This is a genomic window from Allobosea sp. RAF48, assembly GCF_052114025.1.
Taxonomy (GTDB): Bacteria; Pseudomonadota; Alphaproteobacteria; order Rhizobiales; family Beijerinckiaceae; genus Allobosea.
In genome coordinates this window covers 69,635-93,061 of record NZ_JBFRDZ010000005.1, presented here as the reverse complement: position 1 = coordinate 93,061, position 23,427 = coordinate 69,635, and the positions used below count along the sequence as shown (strand labels likewise).

General features: G+C 67.1%; 21 protein-coding genes. 11 read left to right on the top strand and 10 right to left on the bottom strand.

Annotation, left to right across the window (positions count from 1 at the left end; genetic code table 11):
• Nucleotides 1–54 precede the first annotated feature (54 nt).
• The 5 genes from AB4Z10_RS11305 to AB4Z10_RS11285 form a co-directional block, all read right to left on the bottom strand.
• Complete coding sequence (locus tag AB4Z10_RS11305) at nt 55–813, bottom strand: amino acid ABC transporter ATP-binding protein (RefSeq protein ID WP_441470496.1); 759 nt, start codon at nt 811–813, stop codon at nt 55–57.
• Nucleotides 810–1,676 (bottom strand): amino acid ABC transporter permease, encoded by an 867-nt coding sequence (locus tag AB4Z10_RS11300; protein WP_441470495.1) that lies wholly within the window; start codon nt 1,674–1,676, stop codon nt 810–812. Before AB4Z10_RS11300 ends, AB4Z10_RS11305 begins: the two co-directional genes overlap by 4 nt.
• Before the next feature lie 131 nt (nt 1,677–1,807).
• The gene (locus tag AB4Z10_RS11295) at nt 1,808–2,548 is read right to left on the bottom strand and encodes an amino acid ABC transporter permease (RefSeq protein ID WP_441470494.1); all 741 of its coding nucleotides are present in this window, start codon (nt 2,546–2,548) and stop codon (nt 1,808–1,810) included.
• A 117-nt stretch (nt 2,549–2,665) separates the two neighbouring features.
• The gene (locus AB4Z10_RS11290; RefSeq protein WP_441470493.1) at nt 2,666–3,487 is read right to left on the bottom strand and encodes a transporter substrate-binding domain-containing protein; all 822 of its coding nucleotides are present in this window, start codon (nt 3,485–3,487) and stop codon (nt 2,666–2,668) included.
• 88 nt (nt 3,488–3,575) lie between these two features.
• Nucleotides 3,576–4,577, bottom strand: a complete 1,002-nt coding sequence (locus AB4Z10_RS11285; protein WP_441470492.1) for a GlxA family transcriptional regulator — start codon at nt 4,575–4,577, stop codon at nt 3,576–3,578.
• A 55-nt stretch (nt 4,578–4,632) separates the two neighbouring features.
• On the opposite strand from AB4Z10_RS11285, the gene AB4Z10_RS11280 reads away from it, so the two are divergent.
• The 4 genes from AB4Z10_RS11280 to AB4Z10_RS11265 all read left to right on the top strand — a co-directional run bounded on the left by AB4Z10_RS11280 (nt 4,633) and on the right by AB4Z10_RS11265 (nt 9,912).
• Nucleotides 4,633–5,883, top strand: coding sequence for a sarcosine oxidase subunit beta family protein (locus AB4Z10_RS11280; RefSeq protein ID WP_441470491.1), 1,251 nt, complete (start codon nt 4,633–4,635; stop codon nt 5,881–5,883).
• Nucleotides 5,884–6,042: 159 nt separating this feature from the next.
• Complete coding sequence (locus tag AB4Z10_RS11275; RefSeq protein ID WP_441470490.1) at nt 6,043–6,318, top strand: sarcosine oxidase subunit delta; 276 nt, start codon at nt 6,043–6,045, stop codon at nt 6,316–6,318.
• The gene (locus AB4Z10_RS11270; RefSeq protein WP_441470489.1) at nt 6,315–9,299 is read left to right on the top strand and encodes a sarcosine oxidase subunit alpha family protein; all 2,985 of its coding nucleotides are present in this window, start codon (nt 6,315–6,317) and stop codon (nt 9,297–9,299) included. The genes AB4Z10_RS11275 and AB4Z10_RS11270 overlap by 4 nt, the downstream gene beginning before the upstream one ends.
• Nucleotides 9,292–9,912: a sarcosine oxidase subunit gamma gene (locus AB4Z10_RS11265; RefSeq protein WP_441470488.1), complete on the top strand. Its 621-nt coding sequence runs from the start codon at nt 9,292–9,294 to the stop codon at nt 9,910–9,912. Before AB4Z10_RS11270 ends, AB4Z10_RS11265 begins: the two co-directional genes overlap by 8 nt.
• Nucleotides 9,913–10,114: 202 nt before the next feature.
• Here the strand turns inward: AB4Z10_RS11265 and AB4Z10_RS11260 are convergent, their stop codons facing one another.
• The 5 genes from AB4Z10_RS11260 to AB4Z10_RS11240 all read right to left on the bottom strand — a co-directional run bounded on the left by AB4Z10_RS11260 (nt 10,115) and on the right by AB4Z10_RS11240 (nt 14,731).
• A complete protein-coding gene (locus AB4Z10_RS11260; RefSeq protein WP_441470487.1) occupies nt 10,115–10,888 on the bottom strand; it encodes an amino acid ABC transporter ATP-binding protein in 774 nt (257 codons plus the stop codon).
• Nucleotides 10,888–11,541 carry an amino acid ABC transporter permease gene (locus AB4Z10_RS11255; RefSeq protein ID WP_441470486.1) on the bottom strand — a complete coding sequence of 218 codons (654 nt, stop codon included), beginning with the start codon at nt 11,539–11,541 and terminating at the stop codon, nt 10,888–10,890. The genes AB4Z10_RS11260 and AB4Z10_RS11255 overlap by 1 nt, the downstream gene beginning before the upstream one ends.
• A gap of 7 nt (nt 11,542–11,548) precedes the next feature.
• A complete protein-coding gene (locus tag AB4Z10_RS11250; protein ID WP_441470485.1) occupies nt 11,549–12,208 on the bottom strand; it encodes an amino acid ABC transporter permease in 660 nt (219 codons plus the stop codon).
• 19 nt (nt 12,209–12,227) lie between these two features.
• Nucleotides 12,228–13,073: a transporter substrate-binding domain-containing protein gene (locus AB4Z10_RS11245; RefSeq protein ID WP_441470484.1), complete on the bottom strand. Its 846-nt coding sequence runs from the start codon at nt 13,071–13,073 to the stop codon at nt 12,228–12,230.
• Between the two features lie 152 nt (nt 13,074–13,225).
• On the bottom strand, nt 13,226–14,731 hold the full coding sequence (locus tag AB4Z10_RS11240; protein ID WP_441470483.1) for a M81 family metallopeptidase: 1,506 nt from the start codon (nt 14,729–14,731) through the stop codon (nt 13,226–13,228).
• A 179-nt stretch (nt 14,732–14,910) separates the two neighbouring features.
• Between AB4Z10_RS11240 and AB4Z10_RS11235 the strand changes: the two genes are divergently transcribed.
• From AB4Z10_RS11235 to AB4Z10_RS11205, 7 genes are all read left to right on the top strand, one after another.
• Entirely contained in the window at nt 14,911–16,371 is a 1,461-nt protein-coding gene (locus AB4Z10_RS11235) for a M81 family metallopeptidase (protein WP_441470482.1), read from the top strand.
• Nucleotides 16,362–17,669, top strand: a complete 1,308-nt coding sequence (locus AB4Z10_RS11230) for an alanine racemase (protein ID WP_441470481.1) — start codon at nt 16,362–16,364, stop codon at nt 17,667–17,669. The genes AB4Z10_RS11235 and AB4Z10_RS11230 overlap by 10 nt, the downstream gene beginning before the upstream one ends.
• A 375-nt stretch (nt 17,670–18,044) precedes the next feature.
• Nucleotides 18,045–19,643, top strand: a complete 1,599-nt coding sequence (locus tag AB4Z10_RS11225) for an ABC transporter substrate-binding protein (protein ID WP_441470480.1) — start codon at nt 18,045–18,047, stop codon at nt 19,641–19,643.
• Between the two features lie 175 nt (nt 19,644–19,818).
• Nucleotides 19,819–20,760: an ABC transporter permease gene (locus AB4Z10_RS11220; protein ID WP_441470479.1), complete on the top strand. Its 942-nt coding sequence runs from the start codon at nt 19,819–19,821 to the stop codon at nt 20,758–20,760.
• Entirely contained in the window at nt 20,757–21,635 is an 879-nt protein-coding gene (locus AB4Z10_RS11215; protein WP_441470478.1) for an ABC transporter permease, read from the top strand. Before AB4Z10_RS11220 ends, AB4Z10_RS11215 begins: the two co-directional genes overlap by 4 nt.
• Nucleotides 21,632–22,444: an ABC transporter ATP-binding protein gene (locus AB4Z10_RS11210; RefSeq protein WP_441470477.1), complete on the top strand. Its 813-nt coding sequence runs from the start codon at nt 21,632–21,634 to the stop codon at nt 22,442–22,444. Before AB4Z10_RS11215 ends, AB4Z10_RS11210 begins: the two co-directional genes overlap by 4 nt.
• Nucleotides 22,441–23,403 (top strand): ABC transporter ATP-binding protein, encoded by a 963-nt coding sequence (locus AB4Z10_RS11205; RefSeq protein WP_441470476.1) that lies wholly within the window; start codon nt 22,441–22,443, stop codon nt 23,401–23,403. Before AB4Z10_RS11210 ends, AB4Z10_RS11205 begins: the two co-directional genes overlap by 4 nt.
• Nucleotides 23,404–23,427: the final 24 nt, after the last annotated feature.

Here is a 23,427-nt window from a genome sequence, read left to right as displayed (position 1 = left end):
CTGCGGTGGCCGGCCGGTTTGCGACATCGACCGGCTCTGACGCGACATGTCGCGTCAGAGCACCTGATCGAGGAAGGCGCGGGTGCGGGCTTCTCGCGGCGCGCCGAAGAACTCCGCCGGTGCCGCGTGCTCGACGATGACGCCGCCGTCGGTGAAATAGACATGGTCGGCGACTTCGCGGGCGAAGCCCATCTCGTGGGTGACGAGGATGCAGGTCATCCCCTCTGCGGCAAGGTCGCGGATGGTGACGAGCACCTCCTTCTTGGTCTCTGGGTCGAGCGCGGCGGTGACCTCGTCGAACAGCATCACCTTGGGGTTCATCGCCAGCGAGCGGGCGATCGCGACGCGCTGCTGCTGCCCGCCCGAAAGCTCGCCCGGATAAGCCTGGTGCTTGTGCGATAATCCGACCTTGGCGAGCAGGCGCTTGGCCCGCTCTTCGACCTCTGCGCGATCCTGCTTCAGCACATGGACCGGCGCCATCATCACGTTCTGCAGCGCCGTCTTGTGAGGGAACAGGTTGTACTGCTGGAAGACGATGCCGACGTCGCGGCGCAGGGCGAGCTTGTCGAGCATGGGGTCGTTGACCTGCCGGCCGGCGACGGTGATCGAACCCCTGCTGATCGGCACCAGCGCATTGATGCAGCGCAGCAGCGTCGACTTGCCCGAGCCCGAGGGGCCGATGATGCAGACGGTCTCGCCGCGGCGAATGGTCAGGCTGACGTCCTTCAGCACCGGGAAGGCGCCGAAGGCCTTCTCGACGCCCTCGACGACGACGACCGGCTCGCCGAGTTGATGCTTGGCGACCATGGTCATCCCTTCACGTTGAAGCGGCGTTCGAGCGCCATGGTGAGGCGCGCGATCGGATAGCAGTAGGCGAAGAACATCAGCAGGAGCAGGAGATACATCGGCAGCATCAGCTCCGGCCGGCTCTCGGCCACGAGCGCGGCGCGCGTCACCGTCAGCCCGTCCTGAATGCCGACGACCGAGATCAGCGTCGTGGCCATCGTCAGGATGGCGTAGAGGTTCATCCAGGGCGGGATCATCCGCTTGAAGGCCTGTGGCAGGATGATCATCCACATCGTCTGGCGGCGGGTGAAGGCGAGCGCCTCGGCCGATTCCCATTGGCCCGACGGAATCGAGCGGATGCCGCCGCGCACGATCTCGGAGACGTTGGCCGCGACCGGAAGCGCCAGCCCGATGATGGCCTTGACCCAGGCGGGAAAGGCCAGGGTGACCGGGCCGAGCTTCAATTCGAAGGGCAGCAGGAACATCGCGTAGAACAGCAGCACGAGCCAGGGTGCGTTGCGGAAGAACTGCGTCGCGGCCCAGGCAGGCTTGCGCAGCGCCGCGGATGGCGAAACTTGGCCGATGCCGAACAGCACGCCCACCGCCGTTCCCAACACCATCGAGAGGAAGCTGATCAGCAGGTTGAACAGGAAGCCCTGGAAGATCAGCGGTGCCCAGCGCAGCAGGATGGTGACGGCACCGTCGCGTGCCGCCGGTGCGGTCACCTGCGCCACGGCCAGCGAAGCGGCGAAGAGGATTCCGGCGCCCGCGACGAGCCCGGCGCTCAGGAGGGCAGGTGCGGCAAGGCCGCTCGGCGCGATCGGCGCGGCGCGGAATGGCTTGAGGACCGGAAGGTCGCTTTCGGGGCGGACGTCATGACGAGCCCTCATCCTGAGGAGCGCTCTGCAAGAGCGCGTCTCGAAGGATGATCCAGATGTCTCCGGAGCCTCCTGAAGCATCCTTCGAGACGCCGCTTCGCGGCTCCTCAGGATGAGGGCTGAGGAGATGGGTCGGCTCGCTTTCATGGCATGTAGCCCGGAATGCGCATGGCTTTCTCCCAGCGATGCATCACCCAGACCAGAACTGCGACGAGCAGGACATAGGTCACCAGCAACACGTTCATCATCTCGCGGACGTTGAACATCTCCGACCAGATCTGCGAGGCGGCGTAGAGCAATTCGGGCACGCCGATCGCGTAGGCGAGGGTGGTGGTCTTCACGAGATTGACGAGGTTGTTGTTGAGCGCCGGCAGACAGATGCGGAAGGCGAGGGGCAGCACGATCTGGCGCCAGAGCTGGAAGCGCGTGTAGCCGAGCGATTCCGCGGCCTCGACCATCGTCTCGGGCACGGCCTCGATCCCGGCGCGGAAGATCTCGACGTTGAATGCGCCGGCGAAGAGCGAGAAGGCGATGATCGCCCAGCCTGTGCCACTGACAAGCGGTGACTGTCCGCCGAAACCGTCCGACACCGTCGGCAGCAGGCCGCCGACGGCGAAGTAGAAGAAGGAGAGCTGCACCAGCGGCGGGGTATTGCGGAAGAACTGGACGTAGATCCGCACCAGCAGCCGTCCGAGGCGCGACTGGCTGCCGGCCACCCAGACCCCAAGGAGCCCGATCGCGAGCGAGGCCAGGATGGAGACGACGCAGATATAGGTCGTGGTCCACAGCCCGGTGAGGAAGCGGGAACGATCGAAGGCGTCGTAGAAGATCGAGAAGTTGAGGCCATGAACATCGTTCAGGCGCTCGAAGAAGGCGGCAATCATGTCCGAAACCTCGGGTAGGCTTGGCGCGTCACGGTCGGACTTGACCCGACCATCTCGGAAACCAGAGCCCTCTGGTCATGAGATTCTCGGGACAAGCCCGAGAATGACGCCCCGAGGCTACGAGCCGCCCTTCAGCTTCTTGTTGGTCTCAATCAGGTAGGGGCTCTGCTTGATGCCCCACTTGCTCTCGAGCGCGAGCAGCTTGCCGCTCTTGTGCCACTCGACCGACATGTCCTTCAGCAGCTTGCCGAAGGCGCCGTCGAGGTCGTCGAGGCGCACGCCGATCGCCCAGAGCTGCGGATCCTCCGAGGTCAGGGGCATTTCGTAATTGGCCCATTTCGGATCGCCGCCCGCCAGCGTCGAGACGATCAGCGTGTCGTCGAAGAGGAAGGCGACGCAGTTGTTGCCCTGCAGCGCGTTCAGCCCATCCGGCACGGAGGGGAACACCACCAGCTCGGGCGAATACATCTGCGAGACGCGGCGGTTGTAGTAGGCGCCCTGCACGGCGCAGACCTTTCGGCCCTTCAGATCTTCCCACTTCTTGAGACCGGCGCTCTTCGGCGCGAGCACGTTGGTGGCACCGGCATAGTAGTTCGGCTCGATCATGCCGATCTGCTTGCGCCGGTCGGGCGTGTCGCCGAGCGTCGCCAGGATCATGTCGATGCGGCCCTGCCGCAGGAACTCGATGCGGTTGGCGGCGATGACGGGAACCATCTCGATCTTCACGCCGAGCTTGTCCGCGACCTCCTGCGCAAGATCGATCTCGAGGCCGACGATCTTGCCCGACGGGTCGAGGAAGCCCCAGGGCTTGTAGTCGTTCTTCACGCCGACAGTGAGGACGCCCTTCTCCTTGATCTTGGCGAGGGTGTCCTGAGCGAGGGCCGGCATGGCGGCGAGCGTGGCGGCGACAGCCAGCGCCAGAGCGGTCAAACGTTTCATCGGTCGCGATCCCCTGTTTTTATTTGAAGCCCTAGACTTCCGGGGGATCGGTGCGCGGATTTGATCCTGTGCGACGCTTTCTTGCCTGTCAGCGTCGATCAGAGTGAGCTTGCTGCACTCTCTCGCCGCGCGGGGGATGGCCGAAGCGCTCGCGATAGCTGCGGGAGAAATGGCTGGCGCTGGCGAAGCCGCAGGCGAGTGCCGTTTCGAGGATCGAGAGGCTTGTCTGCCGCAGCAGGTCGCGCGCGCGGTCAAGGCGCAGGGCCAGGTAGTGCTCGCCGAGCGACCGGCCGAGATGCTGGCGGAACAGGCGCTCGAGCTGGCGCAGCGAGACATTGGCGAGGCGGGCGAGGTCCTCGCGCGGTTCGGGATGCTCGATGGTCTGCTCCATGCGCCCGATGACGCGCAGCAGCGGCGCATGCGCGATGCCCAGCCGCTCGCGCAGCGGCATACGCTGCGGACCGGCTCCTTCCCGGACATGGGTCTGCAGGAACCACTCGCTCACGGCCAGCGCCAGTTCGCTGCCGTGTTCGCGCGCGATCACGGCATGCAACATGTCGAGCGGGGCGGTGCCGCCGCTGCAGGTCAGCCGGTCGCGATCGATCTCGTAGAGCGAGCGGCGCAGATCGAGGTCCGGATACTCCTCCAGGAAGGCCGGCGCATGCTCCCAATGGAGGGTGAAGCGATAGCCGGTCAGCACATTGGCGCGCGCCAGCAGATAGGGGCCGCCCGAGACGCCGCCGATCCGCACACCGCGCCGGGCGAGCTGGCGCAGCCAGGCGAAGGTCGGCTGATGGTGGAAGAGGGCCGGGTTGCCCCCGGCGCAGACGAACAGGTAGTCGAGCCGCAATTCGGCGCCGACGCTCGCATCCGCCGCGATGGCGACGCCGTTCGAGGCCGAAGCTGGCGCGCCGTCGATCGAGACATGGCTCCAGCGATAGAGCGGCCTGCCGGAGAGCCGGTTGGCCGCGCGCAAGGGTTCGATCGCCGAGGCATAGGGCAGCAGAGCGAAATCAGGGATCAGCAGAAAGCCGACATGAGCCGGTGCGCTGTCGTCGCTGCTGGGCAATCGGATGTCGCTATCGAGCATGTCGCGGAGCCTATGTCGGTCAATCTCCAGATGACAAGACCGCCCGGACCCCTCGATGCGCTATTCCGTCTTCTCGCTGCTCGCCCAGGCCTTCCAGGGGCATAAGGGCTGGACCCCCGCCTGGCGCGATCCCGCGCCCAAGGCCGAATACGATGTCGTGATCATCGGCGGCGGCGGGCATGGCCTCGCGACGGCGCATTACCTCGCCAGCCGGCACGGCATCACGAACGTCGCGGTGCTGGAGAAGGGCTATCTCGGTTCCGGGAATGTCGGCCGCAACACCACGATCATCCGCTCGAACTACCTGCTGCCGGGCAACACGCCGTTCTACGAGCTTTCGATGAAGCTCTGGGAGGGGCTGGAGCAGGATCTGAACTACAACGCCATGGTCAGCCAGCGCGGCGTGATCAACCTCTACCACTCGGATGCGCAGCGTGACGCCTTCGCCCGGCGCGGCAATGCGATGCGGCTCGCCGGCGTCGATTCCGAGCTGCTCGGCCGCGAGCAGGTGAGGGCGATGCTGCCCTATCTCGATTTCGACAACGCCCGCTTCCCGATCCAGGGCGGGCTGCTGCAGCGCCGCGGCGGCTCGGCCCGGCACGACGCCGTTGCCTGGGGCTATGCGCGGGCCGCCGACAGCCGTGGCGTCGACATGATCCAGAACTGCGAGGTCACCGGCATCACCATGGCTGGCGGGCGGGCCGTCGGCGTCGAGACCTCGCGCGGGCCGATCCGGGCGAGGAAGATCGCCATGGCGGTGGCCGGCAACTCCTCACGGGTGGCGGCGATGGCGGGCCTGCGCTTGCCGATCGAAAGCCATGTCCTGCAGGCCTTCGTCTCCGAAGGACTGAAGCCCCTGATCGATACCGTCGTCACATTCGGCGCCGGGCATTTCTACATCAGCCAGTCGGACAAGGGCGGGCTCGTCTTCGGCGGCGATATCGACGGTTACAACTCCTACGCCCAGCGCGGCAATCTGCCTGTGATCGAGGACGTGATGGAATCTGCCATGGCGCTCTGGCCGGGCCTCGGCCGGGTGCGCATGCTGCGGCATTGGGGCGGCGTCATGGACATGTCGATGGACGGCTCTCCGATCATCGATCTGACGCCGGTCGATGGGCTCTACCTCAATTCCGGCTGGTGCTATGGCGGCTTCAAGGCGACGCCGGCTTCCGGCTTCTGCTTCGCGCATCTGATCGCGACGGGACAGCCGCACCCGGTCGCGACCGCCTATCGGCTCGATCGCTTCGCCACCGGGCGCCTGATCGACGAGAAGGGCGCCGGCGCCCAGCCAAACCTGCACTGAGATGACAAGCTGCGCTCACCATCCCCGCCATGGTCGGGCTTGTCCCGACCATCCACGTCTTCGCTGGTCGAACGTTGTGTTCAAGACGTGGATGCTCGCCACGAGGGCGAGCATGACGGTTGCGGCGCGTCGCATCCCGAAAATCGTGGAAGCCTGACCATGCGCATCACCTGTCCCCATTGCGGCGCGCGCGACGCCCAGGAATTCAGCTATCTCGGCGCGGCCGACCCGCAACGCCCTGACGGCATGGCGGCGACAGAGTCGGCGATGACCGACTATGTCTATCTGCGCGACAATCCGGCGGGCACGCACCGCGAGCTCTGGTATCACGGCGCCGGCTGCCATGCCTGGCTGGTCGTGACCCGCGATACCCGCACTCATGCGATCGCGGCGGTCGAGCCGGCAAAGACGCGCAAGACGGGAGCGGCCGCATGAGCGGGCAGTCCTTCCGCCGCGCCTCCGGCGGTCTGATCGATCGCGGCCGGGCGCTGACCTTCAGCTTCGATGGCAAGCCATATCAGGGCTATGCCGGCGACACGCTGGCCTCTGCGCTGCTCGCCAACGGGGTGCGGCTGGTGGGCCGCTCCTTCAAGTATCACCGCCCGCGCGGCATTCTCTCCGCTGGCCCGGAGGAGCCGAACGCGCTGGTCGAGCTGCGCACCGGCGCCCGCCGGGAACCGAACACCCGCGCCACGATGATCGAACTATTCGGCGGGCTCGATGCCGCAAGCCAGAACCGCTGGCCCTCGCTCGCTTTCGATCTGCTCTCGCTCAACGGGCTCGTTTCGCCGGCTCTGGTCGCCGGCTTCTACTACAAGACCTTCATGTGGCCGGCGGCGTTCTGGGAAAAGCTCTACGAGCCGCTGATCCGCCGCGCCGCAGGCCTTGGCCGCGCGGCCGGAGCGGAAGATCCCGACCATTACGAAAAGGCCTTCGCCTTCTGTGACGTGCTCGTGATCGGCGGCGGGCCCGCCGGTCTTTCGGCGGCGCTGGCAGCAGGCCGCAGCGGTGCCCGCGTGATCCTCTGCGACGAGGATTTCCGCCTGGGCGGTCGCCTGTTGGCGGAGCAGCGCCAGATCGCTGGAAAGCCGGCGGCCGAATGGCTGGCGGCGACGCTGGCGGAGCTCGAAAGCCTGCCCGAAGTGCGGATTATGCCGCGCACCACGATCTTCGGCCTCTACGACCACGGCATCTACGGCGCGGTCGAGCGCGTCGCTGATCACCTGCCGGAGCCTGCGGCCCATCAGCCGCGCCAGCGCGGCTGGCGCATCTATGCCAAACGCGCGATCCTCGCCGCGGGCGCGCTGGAACGGCCGATCGTATTCCCCGGCAACGATGCGCCCGGCGTGATGCTGGCCGGGGCGGCGCGCGCCTATGTCAACCGTTACGGCGTCATGCCGGGCCGCGAAACGGTGCTGTTCACGGCCGGCGACGATGGCTGGACGACAGCGCGCGACATCGCAGCCGCCGGCGGCAAGGTGGCGGCCATCGTCGATAGCCGTCCCGACGCGGATCCAGCGCGCAAGGCGCTCGCCGACAAGCTCGGCGCAAGGCTGTTCGCAGGCGCCGTGATCGAAGGCACGCGCGGGGGCCGTCAGCTCGGCGGCGTCAGCATCCGCGATGCCTCCGGCGCGAAGACGGCTCTCGCCTGCGATCTGCTGGCCGTCTCGAACGGCTGGAACCCGACGCTGCATCTGACCTCGCACCAGAACGGCAAGCCGGCCTGGGACGAGGTCCTGCAATGTTTCGTGCCGGGCACCTTGCCGCCGGGGCTCTCCGTCGCCGGCAGCGCAGCCGGGCACTTCACCCTGGCGCAGGCGCTGGAGGACGGCGCTCGGCTCGGCCGCGAGGCTGTGGCCGATGCGGGGCTGACGCCTGCGGCGGCTGAGCCCGCGCCCGCGACCGATCCCGAGACGACCGCGCTGAAGCCCGTCTGGCGGGTGACAGGTGCCAAGGGCAAGGCTTTCGTGGACTACCAGAACGACGTCACCGACAAGGATGTCGAGCTGGCCGCGCGCGAAGGCTTCCGGCCGGTCGAGCATCTCAAGCGCTACACGACGCTCGGGATGGCGACCGATCAGGGCAAGACCTCGAACCTCTCCGGCCTGGCCATCATGGCCGAGCAGACGGGCAGGACGATCCCGCAGACGGGCACGACGACGTTCCGCCCGCCCTATACGCCGGTCGCGATCGGCGCGCTGGCGGGCCACCACCGCGGCAAGGACTTCAAGCCGGTGCGGCTGGCGCCGACCCATGAGTGGTCGAAGGAGGGGGGCGCCGTCTTCATCGAAGCCGGCCAGTGGCTGCGGGCCCAGTACTATCCGAAGCCCGGGGAGGGCGATTGGCTGACGACCGTCAATCGCGAGGTGAAGGCCGTGCGCGCGAGGGTCGGCATCTGCGATGTCTCGACGCTCGGCAAGATCGACATCCAGGGTCCGGACGCCGCCCAATTTCTTGAGCGGGTCTACATCAACGGCTGGAAGGCGCTGCCGGTCGGCAAGGCCCGCTATGGGCTGATGCTGCGCGAGGACGGCTTCGTCATGGATGACGGCACCACCTCCCGCCTCGGGGAGCATCATTTCCTGATGACGACCACGACGGCGAATGCCGGCAGGGTGATGCAACATCTGGAATTCTGCCATCAGGTGCTGTGGCCGGAGCTTGATGTCCGCATGGTCTCGGTGTCCGAGCAATGGGCGCAGGTGGCCGTGGCCGGCCCGAAGGCGCGCGAAACTCTGCGCGGCGTCGTGGATCCCGCGCACGACATCTCGAACGAGGCCTTCCCCTATCTCGCGGCGCGCACCGTGACGGTCGGCGGCGGGATTCCGGCCCGGCTCTTCCGCATCTCCTTCTCGGGTGAACTGGCCTTCGAGCTTTCAGTCCCGGCCGATTATGGCGACGCGATGATGCGCGCCCTGATGCGGGCGGGCGAGCCCTTCGGCATCACGCCCTACGGCACCGAGGCGCTCGGTGTGCTGCGCATCGAGAAAGGCCATGTCGCGGGCAACGAGCTCAACGGCCAGACCACGGCGCGCGATCTCGGCCTCGGCAAGATGATGTCGACGAAGAAGGACTTCGTCGGGCGGCTGATGGCGGGCCGGCAGGCCCTGGTCGAGGGGGACCGGCCGTCCTTCGTCGGCTTCAAGCCGGTCGATCCGTCCCAGCGCCTGCGTGCGGGCGCCCATTTCATCGGCATCGGCAAGGCGGCGGTGATGGAAAACGACGAGGGTTACATGACCTCGGTCGCCCATTCGCCGCATCTGAATCACTGGATCGGCCTGGGCCTGATCCGGAACGGCGCCAGCCGCATCGGTGAGCGAGTGCGCGCCTACGACCCCGTCCGCAACGGCGACATCGTCGTCGAGATCTGCTCGCCGGTCTTCGTCGATCCCGAAGGAAACCACCTCCATGGCTGAGACAGCGATCTCTTGGGTCCCGCGCGGCGCCTGGGCCGGGATCGCGCAGCCCGGCTCCTTCGGCATGAAGGGGGATGCTGGCATCTGTGCGACTTTGCTGCATGGCTTTGGTCTGGCGACGCTGATCGCCGAACCCGGCCGGGCAGCGGCTCTGTCACGGGCCGTCGAAGGCAGGCTCGGCATCGCCCTGCCGGAGACGCCGAGAATTGTTCAGGCCGCGGCGCATGACGTGGTCTGGGCCGGCCCGGGGCAATGGCTGCTGCGCGCGGCCTCGCGCGATGGCTTTGCCGGGCTTCTCGGCGAGCTCTCGGCCCATGCTGCCGTCAGCGATCAGAGCGATGCGCGCGCCGCCTTCAGGCTCTCGGGTTCGCGTGTTCGCGATGTGCTGGCGAAGGGCGTGATGCTCGATCTGCACCCGGCGGCCTTCGCCGTCGGCGATACCGCTTTGATCAGCGTCGCCTATGTCGGCGTGCATCTGTGGCGGCTCGCCGACGGCCCGGACGGGCCCGTATTCGAGATCATGGTCGCACGCAGCATGGCAGGGAGCTTCTGGTCCTGGTTTGCCGCATCGGCGGCCGAATTCGGCTGCCGTGTTGCCACCGGCCGAGGTTGATTGCAGCGCGTCGCGCGCCCTTCGCGCCGCCGGCCTTGCCGACATTCTCCTTCTCTCGGGGACCCGCGTGAGCGGGTCAATCATGCTTCTTGCTTCTCCGGCGCCGGCACAACGCAGCGGGACTTCGCCCACGCGTCGGCGCGCGAGCTACGACCCGGAGGACGCGGGCAGTGCGAGCAGGACAGTTCGCCGCGGCCGGCCGCTAGCCCCGCGTATTGCGCAGAAACTCCGCCAGCCGGGTGCTCTTGGGATTGCCGAAGATCTCCGCGGGCGGCCCCTCCTCGACGATCCGCCCATGTTCCATGAAGACAACGCGGCTCGAGACGTCCCGCGCAAAGCGCATCTCGTGGGTCACGATCAAGAGCGTCGCTCCATCCTCCGCGATGCTCTTCACCGTATTGAGCACCTCCTGGACGAGCTCGGGGTCCAGCGCCGAGGTCACCTCGTCGAGCAGCACGAGCTTGGGGTTCATCGCGAGCGCCCGGGCAATGGCGACGCGCTGCTGCTGGCCACCGGAGAGCTGGCTCGGATAGTGGTCCGCCCGCGTTGCGAGGCCGACGCGCGCCAGCCATTTCTCGGCGATGGCCCGGGCTTCGGCCTTGGGCAGCCGCAGCACCTTGCGCAGGCCGAGCATCACATTGCCGGCCGCCGTCAGATGCGGAAACAGGTTGAAGCTCTGAAAGACCATGCCGGTCATCGCGCGCTGGCGCGAGAGTTCGCGGTCGCCGAGCCGATGACGGCGCCCGGCGGCCGAGCGGTAGCCGATCGTCTCGCCATCGAGAACGATGTCGCCCCCCTGGTATTCCTCCAGCAGGTTGACGCAGCGCAGCAGGGTCGTCTTGCCCGAGCCGCTGGAGCCGATGATCGAGACCACCTCGCGCTGGTTGAGGTCGAGATCGACGCCCTTGAGTACCTCGGTGGAGCCGAATCGCTTGGTCAGGCCGCGGATCGCGAGGAGAGGGTGCTGCTTGTCCATCAGTGCTGCCCGACCCGCCGTTCGACGGCCTTGCCCAGTTGGTCCAGCACGATGTTGATCACCAGATAGAGGATGCCGGCGAAGACATAGAACTGGATGGTCATGAAGTTGCGGCCGATGATCTCCTGCGTCTTGAGCAGGAGTTCGCCGACGCCGATCATCGAGAGCAGGCTCGAGCCCTTGATCAGCTCGACGCCGGTATTGATCCAGGGCGGCAGGGCGCTGCGCGCCGCCTGCGGCAGCAACACATAGGCCAGGAGCTGCGGGAAGGTCAGCCCGATGCTGCGTCCTGCCTCTGCCTGCCCCGGCGGGATCGACTGCAGCGCGCCGCGCAGCAATTCGCCGATATGGGCACCGGCGAAGAGCGACAGCGCCAGGATGCCGGCCTGGGTCGGGCCGAGGTTCAGGCCCGCGACGGCGGGAATGTAGAAGGCCGCGAGGATCAGGACGAGCACGGGCGTGCCGCGCATGATGTCGACATAGAGCCGGAACGGCAGCTTGAGCCACCAGGGTGCATAGGACAGCTGGATGCCGACGAGACCGCCGAGCAGCGTGCCGAACAGGATCGAGGCGGCGGCGATCTCGACGGTCAGGACGAAGCCGTCCCAGAGTGCGAAGCGGGCGATCCAGAGCTGATCGAGGAAAGCTTGCATCAGCGGCTCAGAACTTCGGGAAACGGCGTTCGAGGCCGCGCAGCAGCATGGCGATGACGACACAGGCAGCGATGTAGAGCCCGCTCGCCACCGTCCAGGTCTCGATGACGCGGAAGGTGTCGACGTTGATCTTGCGGGCCTCGAAGGTGAGTTCCGGCACCGCGATGGCGGCGGCGATGGAGCTGTCCTTGAACATGCCGATGAAGGTGTTGCCGAGCGAGGGCAGGGCGTTGCGCAGCATGATCGGCGCGACGACGGAGGTATTGGTCTGCAGCCGCGTCAGCCCGATCGAGCGGGCCGCCTCGATCACACCCTTTGGCACGGAGATCAGTCCGGCGCGGAACACCTCGGTGAGGTAGGCGCCGGAATAGAGCGCCAGCGCGCCGGCGAAGCTCTGGTATTTGTCGAGCGTGATGCCGGCCTGGGGCAGGGCGAAATAGGCGAGCAGCACCAGCACCAGCAGCGGCAGGTTGCGGATCAGCGCGACATAGAGGGCGGAAAGGCTGCGCAGCGCCCGATAGGGCGCGACGCTGGCGAAAGCGGACAGAAGGCCGAGCACCGTGCCGATCGCCACGGCGACGACGGCAAGCCCCAGCCCGATGGCGAGCCCCAACAGAAGCCTGTCGAAGCTCGCCCAGACGGCGCCGAAATGCAGCGAGTAGTCCACGGGGCAGCTAGCCTAAGGCTCAGCGGAACTCCTGCGGGAAGCCGATCTTGGGCTCCGGCGGCGTCTCGCCGAACCAGCGCTCATAGGCCGCCTTGTAGATCGGGAAGGTCGTGCCGGTCATCGACTCGCGCAGCGCCACGTTGACGAAGTTGAGCCAGTCCGGATCGCCCTGCTTGACGATGCAGGAATAGGTCTGGGGGTTCCAGCTATAGCCGGAATCCACATAGCGACCGGGGTTTTGCTTCATGTAGAAGCGCAGCGACGAGGAGTCGGTCGCGGCGGCCTGGGCGCGGCCCGAGTTCAGCGCCTGATACATCAGGTCCACGCTCTCGAATTGATCGACCTTCGCTTCAGGCAGCGCGTCCTTGACCATCTTCTCGGCGAAGACGTTCTGCAGCACCGAAACCGTGACCTTGCTGCCGGCCGCCTTCAACGCCGCAAAATCGGCCAAGGGGCCGCCCGCGACGAGCATCAGGCTGACGCCTTCGCGGTAATAAGGCACGGTGAAGGCGACCTGCTGCGCGCGCGCCGCCGTCACGGTCACGAACTGGCAGGCGATGTCGACCTTGCCGGTGACGATATTCGGGATGCGGGCATCCGAGGCCTGGTTGACGAACTCGATCTTGTTGGGATCGTCGAACAGTCCCTGCGCGATGATCTTGGAGATCTCGATGTCGAAGCCGACGAGTTCGCCCTTTTCGTTACGGAAATGCCAGGGCGGATTGGTGCTGCCGGTGCCGACGATGAGCTTGCCGCGGCTCAGCACTTCCTTGAGCTTGCCCTGGGCCGAAGCCCCGGTGGCGGGCAGCAGGGCGCAGGCGACCACGCCAAGCCCAGCGGCGATCTTGATCAGATTGTGAAACATGGCTTCCCCTCCGCCTGTTGCTGAAAACCGTTCGATGGCCAGCGCGGCAGCAGCAGACGACGCGCCACCCACCTCAAGCAAGATGCGCCTGTTTCGCGAGAGGGAACAGGCCATTCGCCGCTGCGCTTCTGCGTGGCGCAGGCAACGTCGCACTATCGATGCGACGCGCCAGCGTGGATCGGAAAGACCGGCTTGCGCAAACGCGTATAGGGCAACCCCGCGATCTTGCTGGTGCAGGGGCCGGGTGTCGAGACCGTGAAGCTGCCCTTGGCGATCTTGTCATAGGCGCGCCGATGCGCCACCGCCGCCTTGACGCCGATCGCCTTCAGCGTCTCGGGGTGGATGCCCTGCGAGCGGAACTGACCGAGATCGAAAGGCGGGGTCTTGCGGCTGGTCAACAGGATGGTGACGCCGCCGGCCTCGGCCACGACGCTCGGCCCCATACTGAAGCGCGAGCCCTGCGAGGCGGCGAGGTGGCTGTTGAGGTCTTCCAACGAAAACTGCCCGTCGCTGGCACTGACGAAGCGCGCCTCGACCTCCACAGGGCCTTCGGCGATGGCGCTGCCCTTGCCGCCGATCGAGAGCTTGCGGATCTCGCCTGGCTGCGCCCCTGCCATGGCCGCGACGGCCGCGGGATCGGCGATGGCGACGGCGCAATTTTCGACACCGTGACGCAGGAAGGCCCGCAGCACCGAGGTGCCGTCTCCCGGCGCGCCGCCGCCGATATTGTCGGCGGGCTCCACGACGAGATAGGGGCCGCCCGGCAAACGCTGGATTTCCGTGATGGCTTCGTCGATATCCCATTCCGTCGGCAGGCCCAGCTCTTGCAGTTCGACGGCCGTCCCGGTCAGGCGGGCGAGGGCATCATGCGCCTCGGCTTCCGGCCCGGTGAAGGCGACCGCGAAGGCGGCGCCCGCCTCGGGCACATCGGAGAAGGAGTATCCGCCGACGACATTCGCGACCCAGATCGCCGGGTTCTCCTGCTCGATCCGGCGCGCCAGCGCTTCGAGGTCTCGCATCGGCCGGTCGGCCGTGCCGGTGCCGGTCGGCGGCCAGACCACGGGTGCGTTGGTCGAGAGCATCCGCGGCAGAACGCCTTCCCTGAGCGCCCGCGCCAGCAGACCGGCCGCGCGCAGGGCGGATGCGCGGGCATCCGTGTGCGGATTCTCGCGATAGGCGACGAGGGCGTTGGCATGCTCAGCCATCGCCGCGGTGAAATTGGCGTGCAGGTCGAAGACGCCGAAAACCGGCAGGGTCTCGCAGCCGGGCACGGAACGGATATGAGCGAGCAGCGCGCCTTCCGGATCGGGACAATCGGCCGTGACCATGGCGCCGTGCAGGGCAAGCCAGATACCGTCGAGACCGCCATCGGCGAGCGCGGACCTCAGCCCGGCATCGAATTCCGACAGGAAGCGCGCGAAGACGGCGTGATCGACGGTTCCGGCCGGCAGCGCCGTGTAATCGACCGTTGGCACGACCTGCCAGCCCTCGGCTTCGGCCACTTCGAGGAAGCCGTCGATGGTCGAGCCGTCGCCACGCCGGCGCAATAGCTCGTCGCCGGTGCGGATGGTGAAATCGGCCAGCCGCGTGACCTCGTCGACGAAGCTGTGCGTCTCGTGAAAGAGGGACCCCAGCAGGATCCGGCGAGGCTGCGGCATGATCGGCAAGGCTCCCTGAAGCCTCCTCATCTCGGCCGCTGCGCTGTTCCGAATCAAGCCGGCATTGTTCCGCTCGAAGGAACGCGGGTGCTTTGACAGGTTGCGCCAACCTCCCGTTTCATGGCGCTGGTCGGGCGCGTCGGAGGGGACGTGCTGCTGCTGGTCGGGAATGCATGCGGATGCGCGTCTTCACTGCGTCGCTGGCGACGGAAACCAACACTTTCGCGCCGCTCTTCGTCGATCGCAGCGCCTTCGAGAGCGGCTTCTACTGCCCGCCCGGCACCCATCCGGAGACCCCGACCCTGTGCTCCGCGCCGATCGTCGCAGCCCGGCGCCGCGCCGCCCGCGAGGGCTACGAACTCATCGAGGGCACGGCGACCTGGGCCGAGCCAGCGGGGCTGGTCTCGCAGGAGGGTTATGAAAGCCTGCGCGATGAAATCCTCGGCCAGCTCAAGGCGGCGCTGCCCGTCGATATCGTGCTGCTCGGCCTGCACGGCGCGATGGTGGCGCGCGGCTATGACGACTGCGAGGGCGACCTGATCGCGCGGGTGAGGTCGCTGGCCGGCCCAGATTGTGTCATCGGAGCCGAGCTCGACATGCATTGCCACCTGACGGCCGAGATGGTCGCGGGTGCCGACATCATCGTCGCTTTCAAGGAGTTTCCGCACACGGATTTCCTAGCGCGGGCCGAGGATTTGCTGGAGCTCTGCCTGAAGGCTGCCCGCAGGCAGGTGAAGCCGGTCAGCGGCGTGTTCGATTGCCGAGGGCTCGCCGCCTTCATGACCAGCCGCGAGCCCGGCCGCAGCTTCGTCTACCGGCTCATGGCGATGGAGGGACGGGACGGAATCCTCTCGATCTCGGTCGCGCACGGCTTCCAGGCCGCGGATGTCGCCGATGTCGGGACGAAGGTGCTGGTCATTGCCGATGGCGACAGTGCCAAGGCGGCGGCGCTGGCGAAGGAACTCGGCCTCGAAATCCTGCGCTGGGGGCAGGGCGCTTCGCCGAGGCACTACAAGCCGGAGGAGGCCATCGCGGCGGCGCTCGAACTGGCTGAGCCCGGCAAGCCGGTCGTGCTCGCCGATCGCTGGGACAATCCGGGCGGCGGCGTCGCCGGCGATTCCTCGGTGATGGTCGAGGCGCTGCTGCGGCATCCGGACGTGCCGGCGGCGATCGGGGCGCTGTGGGACCCCGTCGCGGTCAGCCTTTGCCGGGCCGCTGGCGTCGGCGCAGAAATCCCTTTGCGCTTCATCGGCAAGGCCGCGCCCTCCTCAGGCAGGCCGATTGATGCGACGGTCCAGATCATCGGGACGATCGGGGATTTGCTGATCCCGTTCGAGCAGAGCTGGGTTTCGCTCGGCCCGGCCGCCGCGATCCGGATCGGCAAGCTCGACATCGTGCTGGCCTCGACGCGGGCGCAGACCTTCAGCCCGCCGGTCTTCACCGATCTCGGCATCGACCTCGGCGCCAAGACGGTCGTGGTGGTGAAATCCTCCAATCATTTCCACGCCGCCTTCGCGCCGATCGCGGCGGCCGTGCTCTATCTCGACAGCGGCGGGCCTTATCCGCCCGATGCGAGCAAGATCCCCTATACCAAGGTCAGGCGCCCCTTCTCTCCGCTGGATCCAAACCCATGGCTGTGACTGCTTCCGCCGCCGTTCTTCCGCGCCTGTCGCTGGGCGAGATCGAGGATCAGCACCTCGATATGCTCGTGAAAGGCCTGCCGCCGGGCGCATCCCTTCGCCTCGGCGATGTCGGCAAGCAGGGCTGGAATGTGCTCGCCGGCGACATGCCGATGCCACTCGCCGTGATCCGCGAAAGCGTGCTCAAGGCCAACAGTGCCTGGATGAGCGCCTTCAGCGCCGCCAACGGCCTGCTGATAGCGCCGCATGGCAAGACGACGATGGCGCCGCAGCTCTTCGACCTGCAGATCGCCGACGGCGCCTGGGCGATCACCGTCGCGACGATGCAGCAGCTGGCCGTCGCCCGGCATTTCGGCGTCAAGCGAGTGATCCTCGCCAACCAGCCGGTGGGGCGGCTGGAAGTGGCCGCCTGTTTCGAGGCGCTGCGGGAGCCCGGTTTCGAGCTCTATTGCCTTGCCGACAGCGTCGCCGGCGTCGCTCTGCTGGCGGAAGCCGCGAAGGGGCATACTGGCGCCAATCCGCTGCGCATTTTCGTCGAGATCGGCTTCATGGGCGGACGCACCGGCGCGCGGACTCGCGAGGAGGCGCTGGCCGTGGCACGCGCCGTCGCAGGCGCGCCGGGCCTGCGGCTCGCCGGCTTCGAGTGCTTCGAGGGGCTGCATAGCGACACGGCCGGTGCCGACCGTTTGCTCGGCGAGGTCGTCGCGGTCGCGGCGGCGGCGGAGGGCGAGGGGCTGCTCGGCCCGGAGCCAATGGTGCTCTCTGCTGGCGGGACCTCGCTGTTCGACCGGGTCGGCGAAGCCTTCAACGCGGCCGCCTTCTCTCGGCCGGTGATCAAGGTGCTGCGCTCGGGCTGCTACCTGACCCATGATTCCACGGTCTATTCGGCGGCGTTCCGGCGGATCACGCTGGAGACCAGCCTGAAGCTGCCGCCGGGCGGGCTGGAGCCGGCGCTCGAGGTCTGGGCTTATGTCCAGTCGCGGCCGGAGCGCGGGCGCAGCCTGCTCACCGTCGGCAAGCGCGACATTAGCTTCGATTCCGGAATGCCGGTGCCGCTGCGTTGGTTCCGTCCAGGCGGAACGATGGCGCGGCCGGAGACGATGCCGCCGGGACATGCGGTGCTGGCGCTCAACGACCAGCACTGCCATCTCGGAACGCCGGACGACAGCCCGCTGCAGGTCGGCGACATGGTCGCCTTCGGCATCGGCCACCCCTGCACCACCTTCGACAAATGGGCGGTGCTGATGCTGGTCGATGACGACTATCGCGTCACGGGCGCGATCAAGACCTTCTTCTGACGGCCTGTTTCACGGCAGCCCTCATCCTGAGGAAGCCCGCAGGGCCGTCTCGAAGGATGCTCCAGATGTCTCCGGAGCCTCCTAGAGCATCCTTCGAGACGCAGCCTTCGGTTGCTCCTCAGGATGAGGGCTTGTGGATGTTTGAGCCGGGCCGCGGAGGGCAGGCATTGCGCGCTGTTTCTTCCAGTGAAACCGGCGATCCTTGACGCGAATTTCGGCCGTTTCTAGCCTGCGTCCACAGAGGGAAGGCCTGCCATCCGCGACGCGGACGAGACGGGCCGGGCGGCGATGATTGGAAGCTCGGCGCAGGCCGGCTCCTGTCTCGCGCGGATCGGCCGGGTTCGGCCGGCAAGCAGGATGCTGGGAGGATCGTTCGTGAAGACACCGTCATTCCCGATGGCTGACGAGCCCGATGCGGCGGCGCAGGGCCTGCGGCGACGCAGCCTGCTGCAACTGCTGACAGCGGGCGGCGCGGCGCTGGCGACTCCAGGTCTCTGGAGCACGTTGGCTTCGGCCCAGGCGCCAGTCGCGGGCGGGATGCTGACGATCGGCGCGGATGCCGATCCGATCGGGCTCGACCCGGTCACGGTCAACGCCTTCTCCTCCTATGACTTCACCAGCCTGCTCTATTCCGGCCTGCTGCGCTGGAACGCGCAGATGAAGGTCGAGCCCGATCTGGCGACGGGTTATGAACAGCCGGATCCAAAGACTTACGTCTTCAAGCTCAGGCAGGGCGTGAAGTTCCACAACGGCAAGGACTTCAGCGCCGAGGACGTGAAGCACACCTTCGCCCGGATCATGAACCCGGCGACGGGCAGCCGGCTCAAGGCGCTCTATTCCAGCGTCGAGTCGGTGACGGTGGTCGATCCCTTCACGGTGAAGTTCCAGCTCAACGCGACCGATGCGGCCTTCCTCAGCAATCTCGCGAGCAACCCCAACGGCGCGATCGTTCCCGCAGGCGTCGAGAACCTCGCCACCCAGCCGGTGGGCACCGGGCCCTTCTCTTTCGAGGCCTATCAGCCCAACCAGCAATTCTCGCTGACGCGCTTCGACGCCTATTACGAGAAGGGCGAGCCCTATCTCGCGAAGGTAATCTTCAAGTTCTACAAGGACCAGGCGACGCTGACCTCGGCTCTGCGCTCACGCGCGATCGACATGACCTGGGTGAAGGACCCGAAGGTGGCGACCGCCATCTCGCGCGCTTCATCGAACTTCGTCTCGGCGCCGGGCCAGACCTCGCGCACCTTCCCGATCTGGCTGAACATGAAGGCGAAGCCGCTTAACGACGTGAAGGTGCGTCGCGCGCTCAGCCTCGCGACCGACCGCAAGGCCTCCCTCGACACCGTGCTCGGCGGCTCGGGCAAGGTCGGCGCGATGATCCCGGAAAGCCAGGTCGGCGGCTATGACGGCACCAGTGAGCTGCCCTATTACAAGCACGATCCGGCGGCGGCGAAGGCGCTGCTCGCCGAGGCCGGCTATCCCGACGGCATCGATCTCGGCGACTATATCGTCGTCGCGGCCAACCCGCTCGACGTCGCCTGCGCGCAAATCCTGCAGCAGCAATGGCAGACGGCGGGCATCACCGTGAAGCTGGTGCCGATGGAGACCGCGCCGCTTCTCGCCAAATGGGCGAGCGGCGACTGGCCGACGCTGCTCTCTGTCGCTTTGTCCTGGACGCCCGATCCCGACGGAGTGTTCCAGTACATCACCTCGACCAGCGGCTACGGCAAGGCGATGGGCTCGAACGACCCCGAGCTCGACAAGATGATCGCGGAGGCGCGGGCCGAGCTCGACGTGCCCAAGCGCGCGGCGAAGAACCAGGCGATCCAGAAGCGCATCGCCGACAACGCCTATGTCATCCAGATCTATCAGTACCCACTGCGCTGGGAGATCTGGTGGAACCATGTGCAGGGCTATGTGCCGCTCGCTGCGAATATCCGCTCCTTCGTGCGTACGACATGGCTGAAGAAATAAGAATTCTGAACATGCGAGCCCTCATCCTGAGGAGCCGCAAAGCGGCGTCTCGAAGGATGGTCCAGCGATCTCCGGAGCCTCCTGAAGCCTCCTTCGAGACGCCATTCCCGAGGGAATGGCTCCTCAGGATGAGGGCTCGCGGAGTTTTCGTGTTGGCTCCAAGGTGGGGCGTGCGATGACGCGCTTCGTCCTCGGGCGTCTTGCCTGGATGGCCGCGATCCTGCTCGGCGTCTCCTTCGTCGCCTTCATGCTGATGCGGGCCATTCCCGGCGATTTCGCCATTGCGGCGGCGGGCTCGCAGAGCGTGGCGCCGGAGGTTCTGGCGACGATCCGCCGTGATCTCGGCCTCGACCAGCCTCTGATGACGCAATACTTCGCGTGGCTCGGCCATGCGCTGACGGGCGATCTCGGCACCTCCTTCGTCACCCGCCAGCCGGTGCTGAGAGAGTTGCTGAACCGGCTCGCCGTCACCGTCCAGCTCACCCTGCTCGCTGCGATCATTGCTGCCGTGATGGGTGTCGCGACCGGGCTCGCCGCAGCGCGGCTGCGCGGCGCGACCGATTGGCTGGCCCGGCTCTGGAACGGGCTGATGCTGGCGGTGCCGAACTATGTCGTCGCGACGCTGATCGTGCTGCTCTTCGGACTGTATTTCCCGGAGATCACGGTGCTGGGCTACACGCCCTTCCTTGAGAACCCGCTCGCCAATCTCGCAGGTCTGCTGTTGCCGGCCTTCGCGCTGGCGCTCGCGGTCTCCGTCACCATCGCGGAGAACACGCGCGCCGCCGTGCTTGAGGTCGCCAACCAGGATTTCGTCATGGTCGCCCGCGCCAAGGGCCTGACGCCGGCCGCGATCCTGCGCGACTACCTGATGCGCAACGCATTGACGCCAGTCGTCACCGCAGCGGGCCTGAAGATCGCGGCGCTGCTCGGCGGCAGCATCCTGGTCGAGACCATCTTCGCCATTCCCGGCATGGGGCAATACCTGTTCGATTCAATCAACAGCCGCGACTATCCGGTGATCCAGGCGATCGTGCTTGTCGCGGCCGGCATCGTCGTGCTGGTCAACACGGCCATCGACATCGCCTATGCGCGGATCGATGCGCGGGTGCAGATGTGAGCGGCGCCGTGCAGGAGCGCGCCCCGGTTGCGGCGGCGCGGCGCGGCGAGCGCAGGGGGGCGGGGATCAGCCAAGGTTGGCTGCTGCTCGGCCTGGGACTGGCCATGCTGGCGGCGATGCTGGTGCTGACGATCTTCGCGCCGCTGGTTGCGCCCTATGACCCCTCGGCGACCTCGCCGGATTCGCTGGCGCCGGCCAGCGCCGCGCATTGGCTCGGCACGGATTCGATCGGGCGGGACGTGCTGAGCCGCCTGATCGTCGGCGGGCGCACGACGCTGCTGATCACGGTGACGGCGGTGTTCATCGCGCTGGTCACGGGGCTGATCCTCGGGCTGGCGGCCGGCTATCTCGGTGGATTCGTCGACGAGATCATCATGCGCGTGCTCGATGTCGTCTTCGCCTTCCCGGTGCTGCTGCTAGCGATAGCGGTCGTGGCGGCGCTCGGTCCGACCGTGCCGAACCTCATCCTCACCATCGCTATCGTCTACACGCCGGCCATGGCGCGGGTGGTGCGCGCGCCGGTGCTGAGCGTGAAGCAATGGGACCATGTCGAGGCAGCCCGCAGCGTCGGCATGAGCGAGATGCGGCTGGTGCTGCGACATATCCTGCCGATCCTGGTTTCGCCGATCCTCGTCGCCACGAGCCTGACCCTGTCCCAAACGATCTTCACGGTAACGGCGCTGTCCTTCCTGGGCCTCGGTCCGCCGCCGCCCGATCCGAACTGGGGCGGCATGCTCTCCGAAGCGCGGCAGTTCATGGAGCTGGCGCCGCTGACGGTGATCGGCCCGGCCGCTGCGATCGTTTTCGCGACGTTGACTTTCATCATCATTGCCAACGGCTTGCGCGAGGTTCTCGACGTGGGGAGCGTGCGATGATTGGCCCGCTGCTTAGGGTGAGCGACCTCACCGCGACCGTTACGACGCGGCGCGAGGTGATCCAGGCGGTGCGCGGCATCTCCTTCGACATCAATGCCGACGAGGCGGTCGGCTTCGTCGGCGAATCCGGCTGCGGCAAGAGCGTCACCGCCAAGGCGCTGATGCGACTGGCGCCGGAAGGGGCCTCGATCGGGCTCGGCGGCTCCGTCGCCTTCTGGGGGCAGGACCTGCTCGGGCTCGGCGAGGACGAGATGCGCGACCTGCGCGGCCGGCGCATCGCCATGGTCTTCCAGGACCCGATGACCTCGCTCAACCCGGTGATGAGCATCGGTGCGCAGATGGGCGACATGCTGCGCCGTCATCTTGGCTTCTCCGTCAGGGATGCGCGCGAGCGCAGCATCGAGCTGCTCGCTCTCGTCGGCATTCCCGATCCGGCTGATCGCATCGACGATTTCCCGCATCAGTTCTCGGGCGGCCAGCGCCAGCGCATCCTGATCGCCATCGCGATCTCCTGCGAGCCCGACCTGCTGATCGCCGACGAGCCGACGACGGCGCTCGACGTCACCGTGCAGGCGCAGATCCTGCGCCTGCTGCTGCGGCTGCGGGAAGAGCGCGGCATGGCGCTGATGCTGATCACCCATGACTTCGGCGTCGTCGCCGGCATGGTCGACCGGGTCAACGTGATGTATCGCGGCGAGATCGTCGAGAGCGGGCCCGTGGACGATGTCTTCGCCGAGCCGCAGCACGCCTATACGCGGGCGCTGCTCGATGCGGTTCCGCGCCTGCACGGGGCGGGAGCGGTCCGATGACGGCCGCGCCGCTGCTGCAGGTTCGCGATCTCTCGGTGCTGTTTCCGGCCAGGCGCGGAGCCGCGCCGGTCAAGGCCGTCGAGCGCTTGTCCTTCGACATCGCGCCGGGGCAGACGCTCGGGCTCGTCGGCCAGTCAGGTTCGGGCAAGACCACGGCCGGGCGCGCCATCCTCCAGCTCCAGAAGGCGCATGAGGGCTCGGTCCGCTTGCTCGGGCAGGAGCTGACGACGATGCGCGCAGGCGAACTGCGCCGGATGCGCCGGCACATGCAGTTCGTGCTGCAGAACCCCTATTCCAGCCTGCATCCGCGCATGACCATCGGGCAGATCCTGAGCGAGCCGCTGCAGGTTCATCGCAGCGTGCCGGCGAGCCATATCCTAGCGCGCGTCGCGGAGTTGCTGGAGCTGGTCAATCTCGACCCGGCGATGATGCGGCGCTACCCGCATGAATTCTCGGGCGGGCAGCGCCAGCGCGTCGTCATCGCCCGGGCGCTGGCCGTCAATCCGGACTTCGTCGTCTGCGACGAACCGGTCTCGGCACTCGATGTCCGCACGCAGGCACAGATCGTTACGCTGCTGCAATCGCTGCAGGAGAGGCTTGGACTGTCCTATCTCTTCATCGCGCATGACCTCGCCATCGTCCGCGAGATGGCGCATCGCGTCGCCGTGATGTTCCGCGGCCGCATCGTCGAAATGGGCAGCGCGGCACAGGTCTATGACAGCCCGGCCCATCCCTACACGCAGTTCCTGCTCGATGCGGTGCCGGTGCCCGATCCCATACTTCAGCGCGAGCGGCTGAGGCGCCCGCCGCCGGATTTGCGCTTCCTCGACGGCGATGGCGGCGCTTGCGTCCATGGCGTAGACCACGTGCGGGAGGGGACGCCGGAATGGCACGAGGTCGCGCCGGGGCATGGTGTCTCCTGCCGCTACTGGCCGAAGCCGCTGCATGCGGCTGCGTGAGCTTTCGCCGGAAAGGCAAGCTCT

What these genes read in the sequence shown, in the direction of transcription:
- AB4Z10_RS11220 (WP_441470479.1), top strand. Translation starts at nt 19,819, where the DNA reads ATGACGCGCTTCGTCCTCGGGCGTCTTGCCTGGATGGCCGCGATCCTG.
- AB4Z10_RS11265 (WP_441470488.1), top strand. Translation starts at nt 9,292, where the DNA reads ATGGCTGAGACAGCGATCTCTTGGGTCCCGCGCGGCGCCTGGGCCGGG.
- AB4Z10_RS11235 (WP_441470482.1), top strand. Translation starts at nt 14,911, where the DNA reads ATGCGCGTCTTCACTGCGTCGCTGGCGACGGAAACCAACACTTTCGCG.
- AB4Z10_RS11230 (WP_441470481.1), top strand. Translation starts at nt 16,362, where the DNA reads ATGGCTGTGACTGCTTCCGCCGCCGTTCTTCCGCGCCTGTCGCTGGGC.
- AB4Z10_RS11285 (WP_441470492.1), bottom strand. Translation starts at nt 4,577, where the DNA reads ATGCTCGATAGCGACATCCGATTGCCCAGCAGCGACGACAGCGCACCG.
- AB4Z10_RS11255 (WP_441470486.1), bottom strand. Translation starts at nt 11,541, where the DNA reads ATGCAAGCTTTCCTCGATCAGCTCTGGATCGCCCGCTTCGCACTCTGG.
- AB4Z10_RS11210 (WP_441470477.1), top strand. Translation starts at nt 21,632, where the DNA reads ATGATTGGCCCGCTGCTTAGGGTGAGCGACCTCACCGCGACCGTTACG.
- AB4Z10_RS11260 (WP_441470487.1), bottom strand. Translation starts at nt 10,888, where the DNA reads ATGGACAAGCAGCACCCTCTCCTCGCGATCCGCGGCCTGACCAAGCGA.
- AB4Z10_RS11275 (WP_441470490.1), top strand. Translation starts at nt 6,043, where the DNA reads ATGCGCATCACCTGTCCCCATTGCGGCGCGCGCGACGCCCAGGAATTC.
- AB4Z10_RS11300 (WP_441470495.1), bottom strand. Translation starts at nt 1,676, where the DNA reads ATGAGGGCTCGTCATGACGTCCGCCCCGAAAGCGACCTTCCGGTCCTC.
- AB4Z10_RS11270 (WP_441470489.1), top strand. Translation starts at nt 6,315, where the DNA reads ATGAGCGGGCAGTCCTTCCGCCGCGCCTCCGGCGGTCTGATCGATCGC.
- AB4Z10_RS11280 (WP_441470491.1), top strand. Translation starts at nt 4,633, where the DNA reads ATGCGCTATTCCGTCTTCTCGCTGCTCGCCCAGGCCTTCCAGGGGCAT.
- AB4Z10_RS11240 (WP_441470483.1), bottom strand. Translation starts at nt 14,731, where the DNA reads ATGCCGCAGCCTCGCCGGATCCTGCTGGGGTCCCTCTTTCACGAGACG.
- AB4Z10_RS11305 (WP_441470496.1), bottom strand. Translation starts at nt 813, where the DNA reads ATGACCATGGTCGCCAAGCATCAACTCGGCGAGCCGGTCGTCGTCGTC.
- AB4Z10_RS11295 (WP_441470494.1), bottom strand. Translation starts at nt 2,548, where the DNA reads ATGATTGCCGCCTTCTTCGAGCGCCTGAACGATGTTCATGGCCTCAAC.
- AB4Z10_RS11290 (WP_441470493.1), bottom strand. Translation starts at nt 3,487, where the DNA reads ATGAAACGTTTGACCGCTCTGGCGCTGGCTGTCGCCGCCACGCTCGCC.
- AB4Z10_RS11245 (WP_441470484.1), bottom strand. Translation starts at nt 13,073, where the DNA reads ATGTTTCACAATCTGATCAAGATCGCCGCTGGGCTTGGCGTGGTCGCC.
- AB4Z10_RS11205 (WP_441470476.1), top strand. Translation starts at nt 22,441, where the DNA reads ATGACGGCCGCGCCGCTGCTGCAGGTTCGCGATCTCTCGGTGCTGTTT.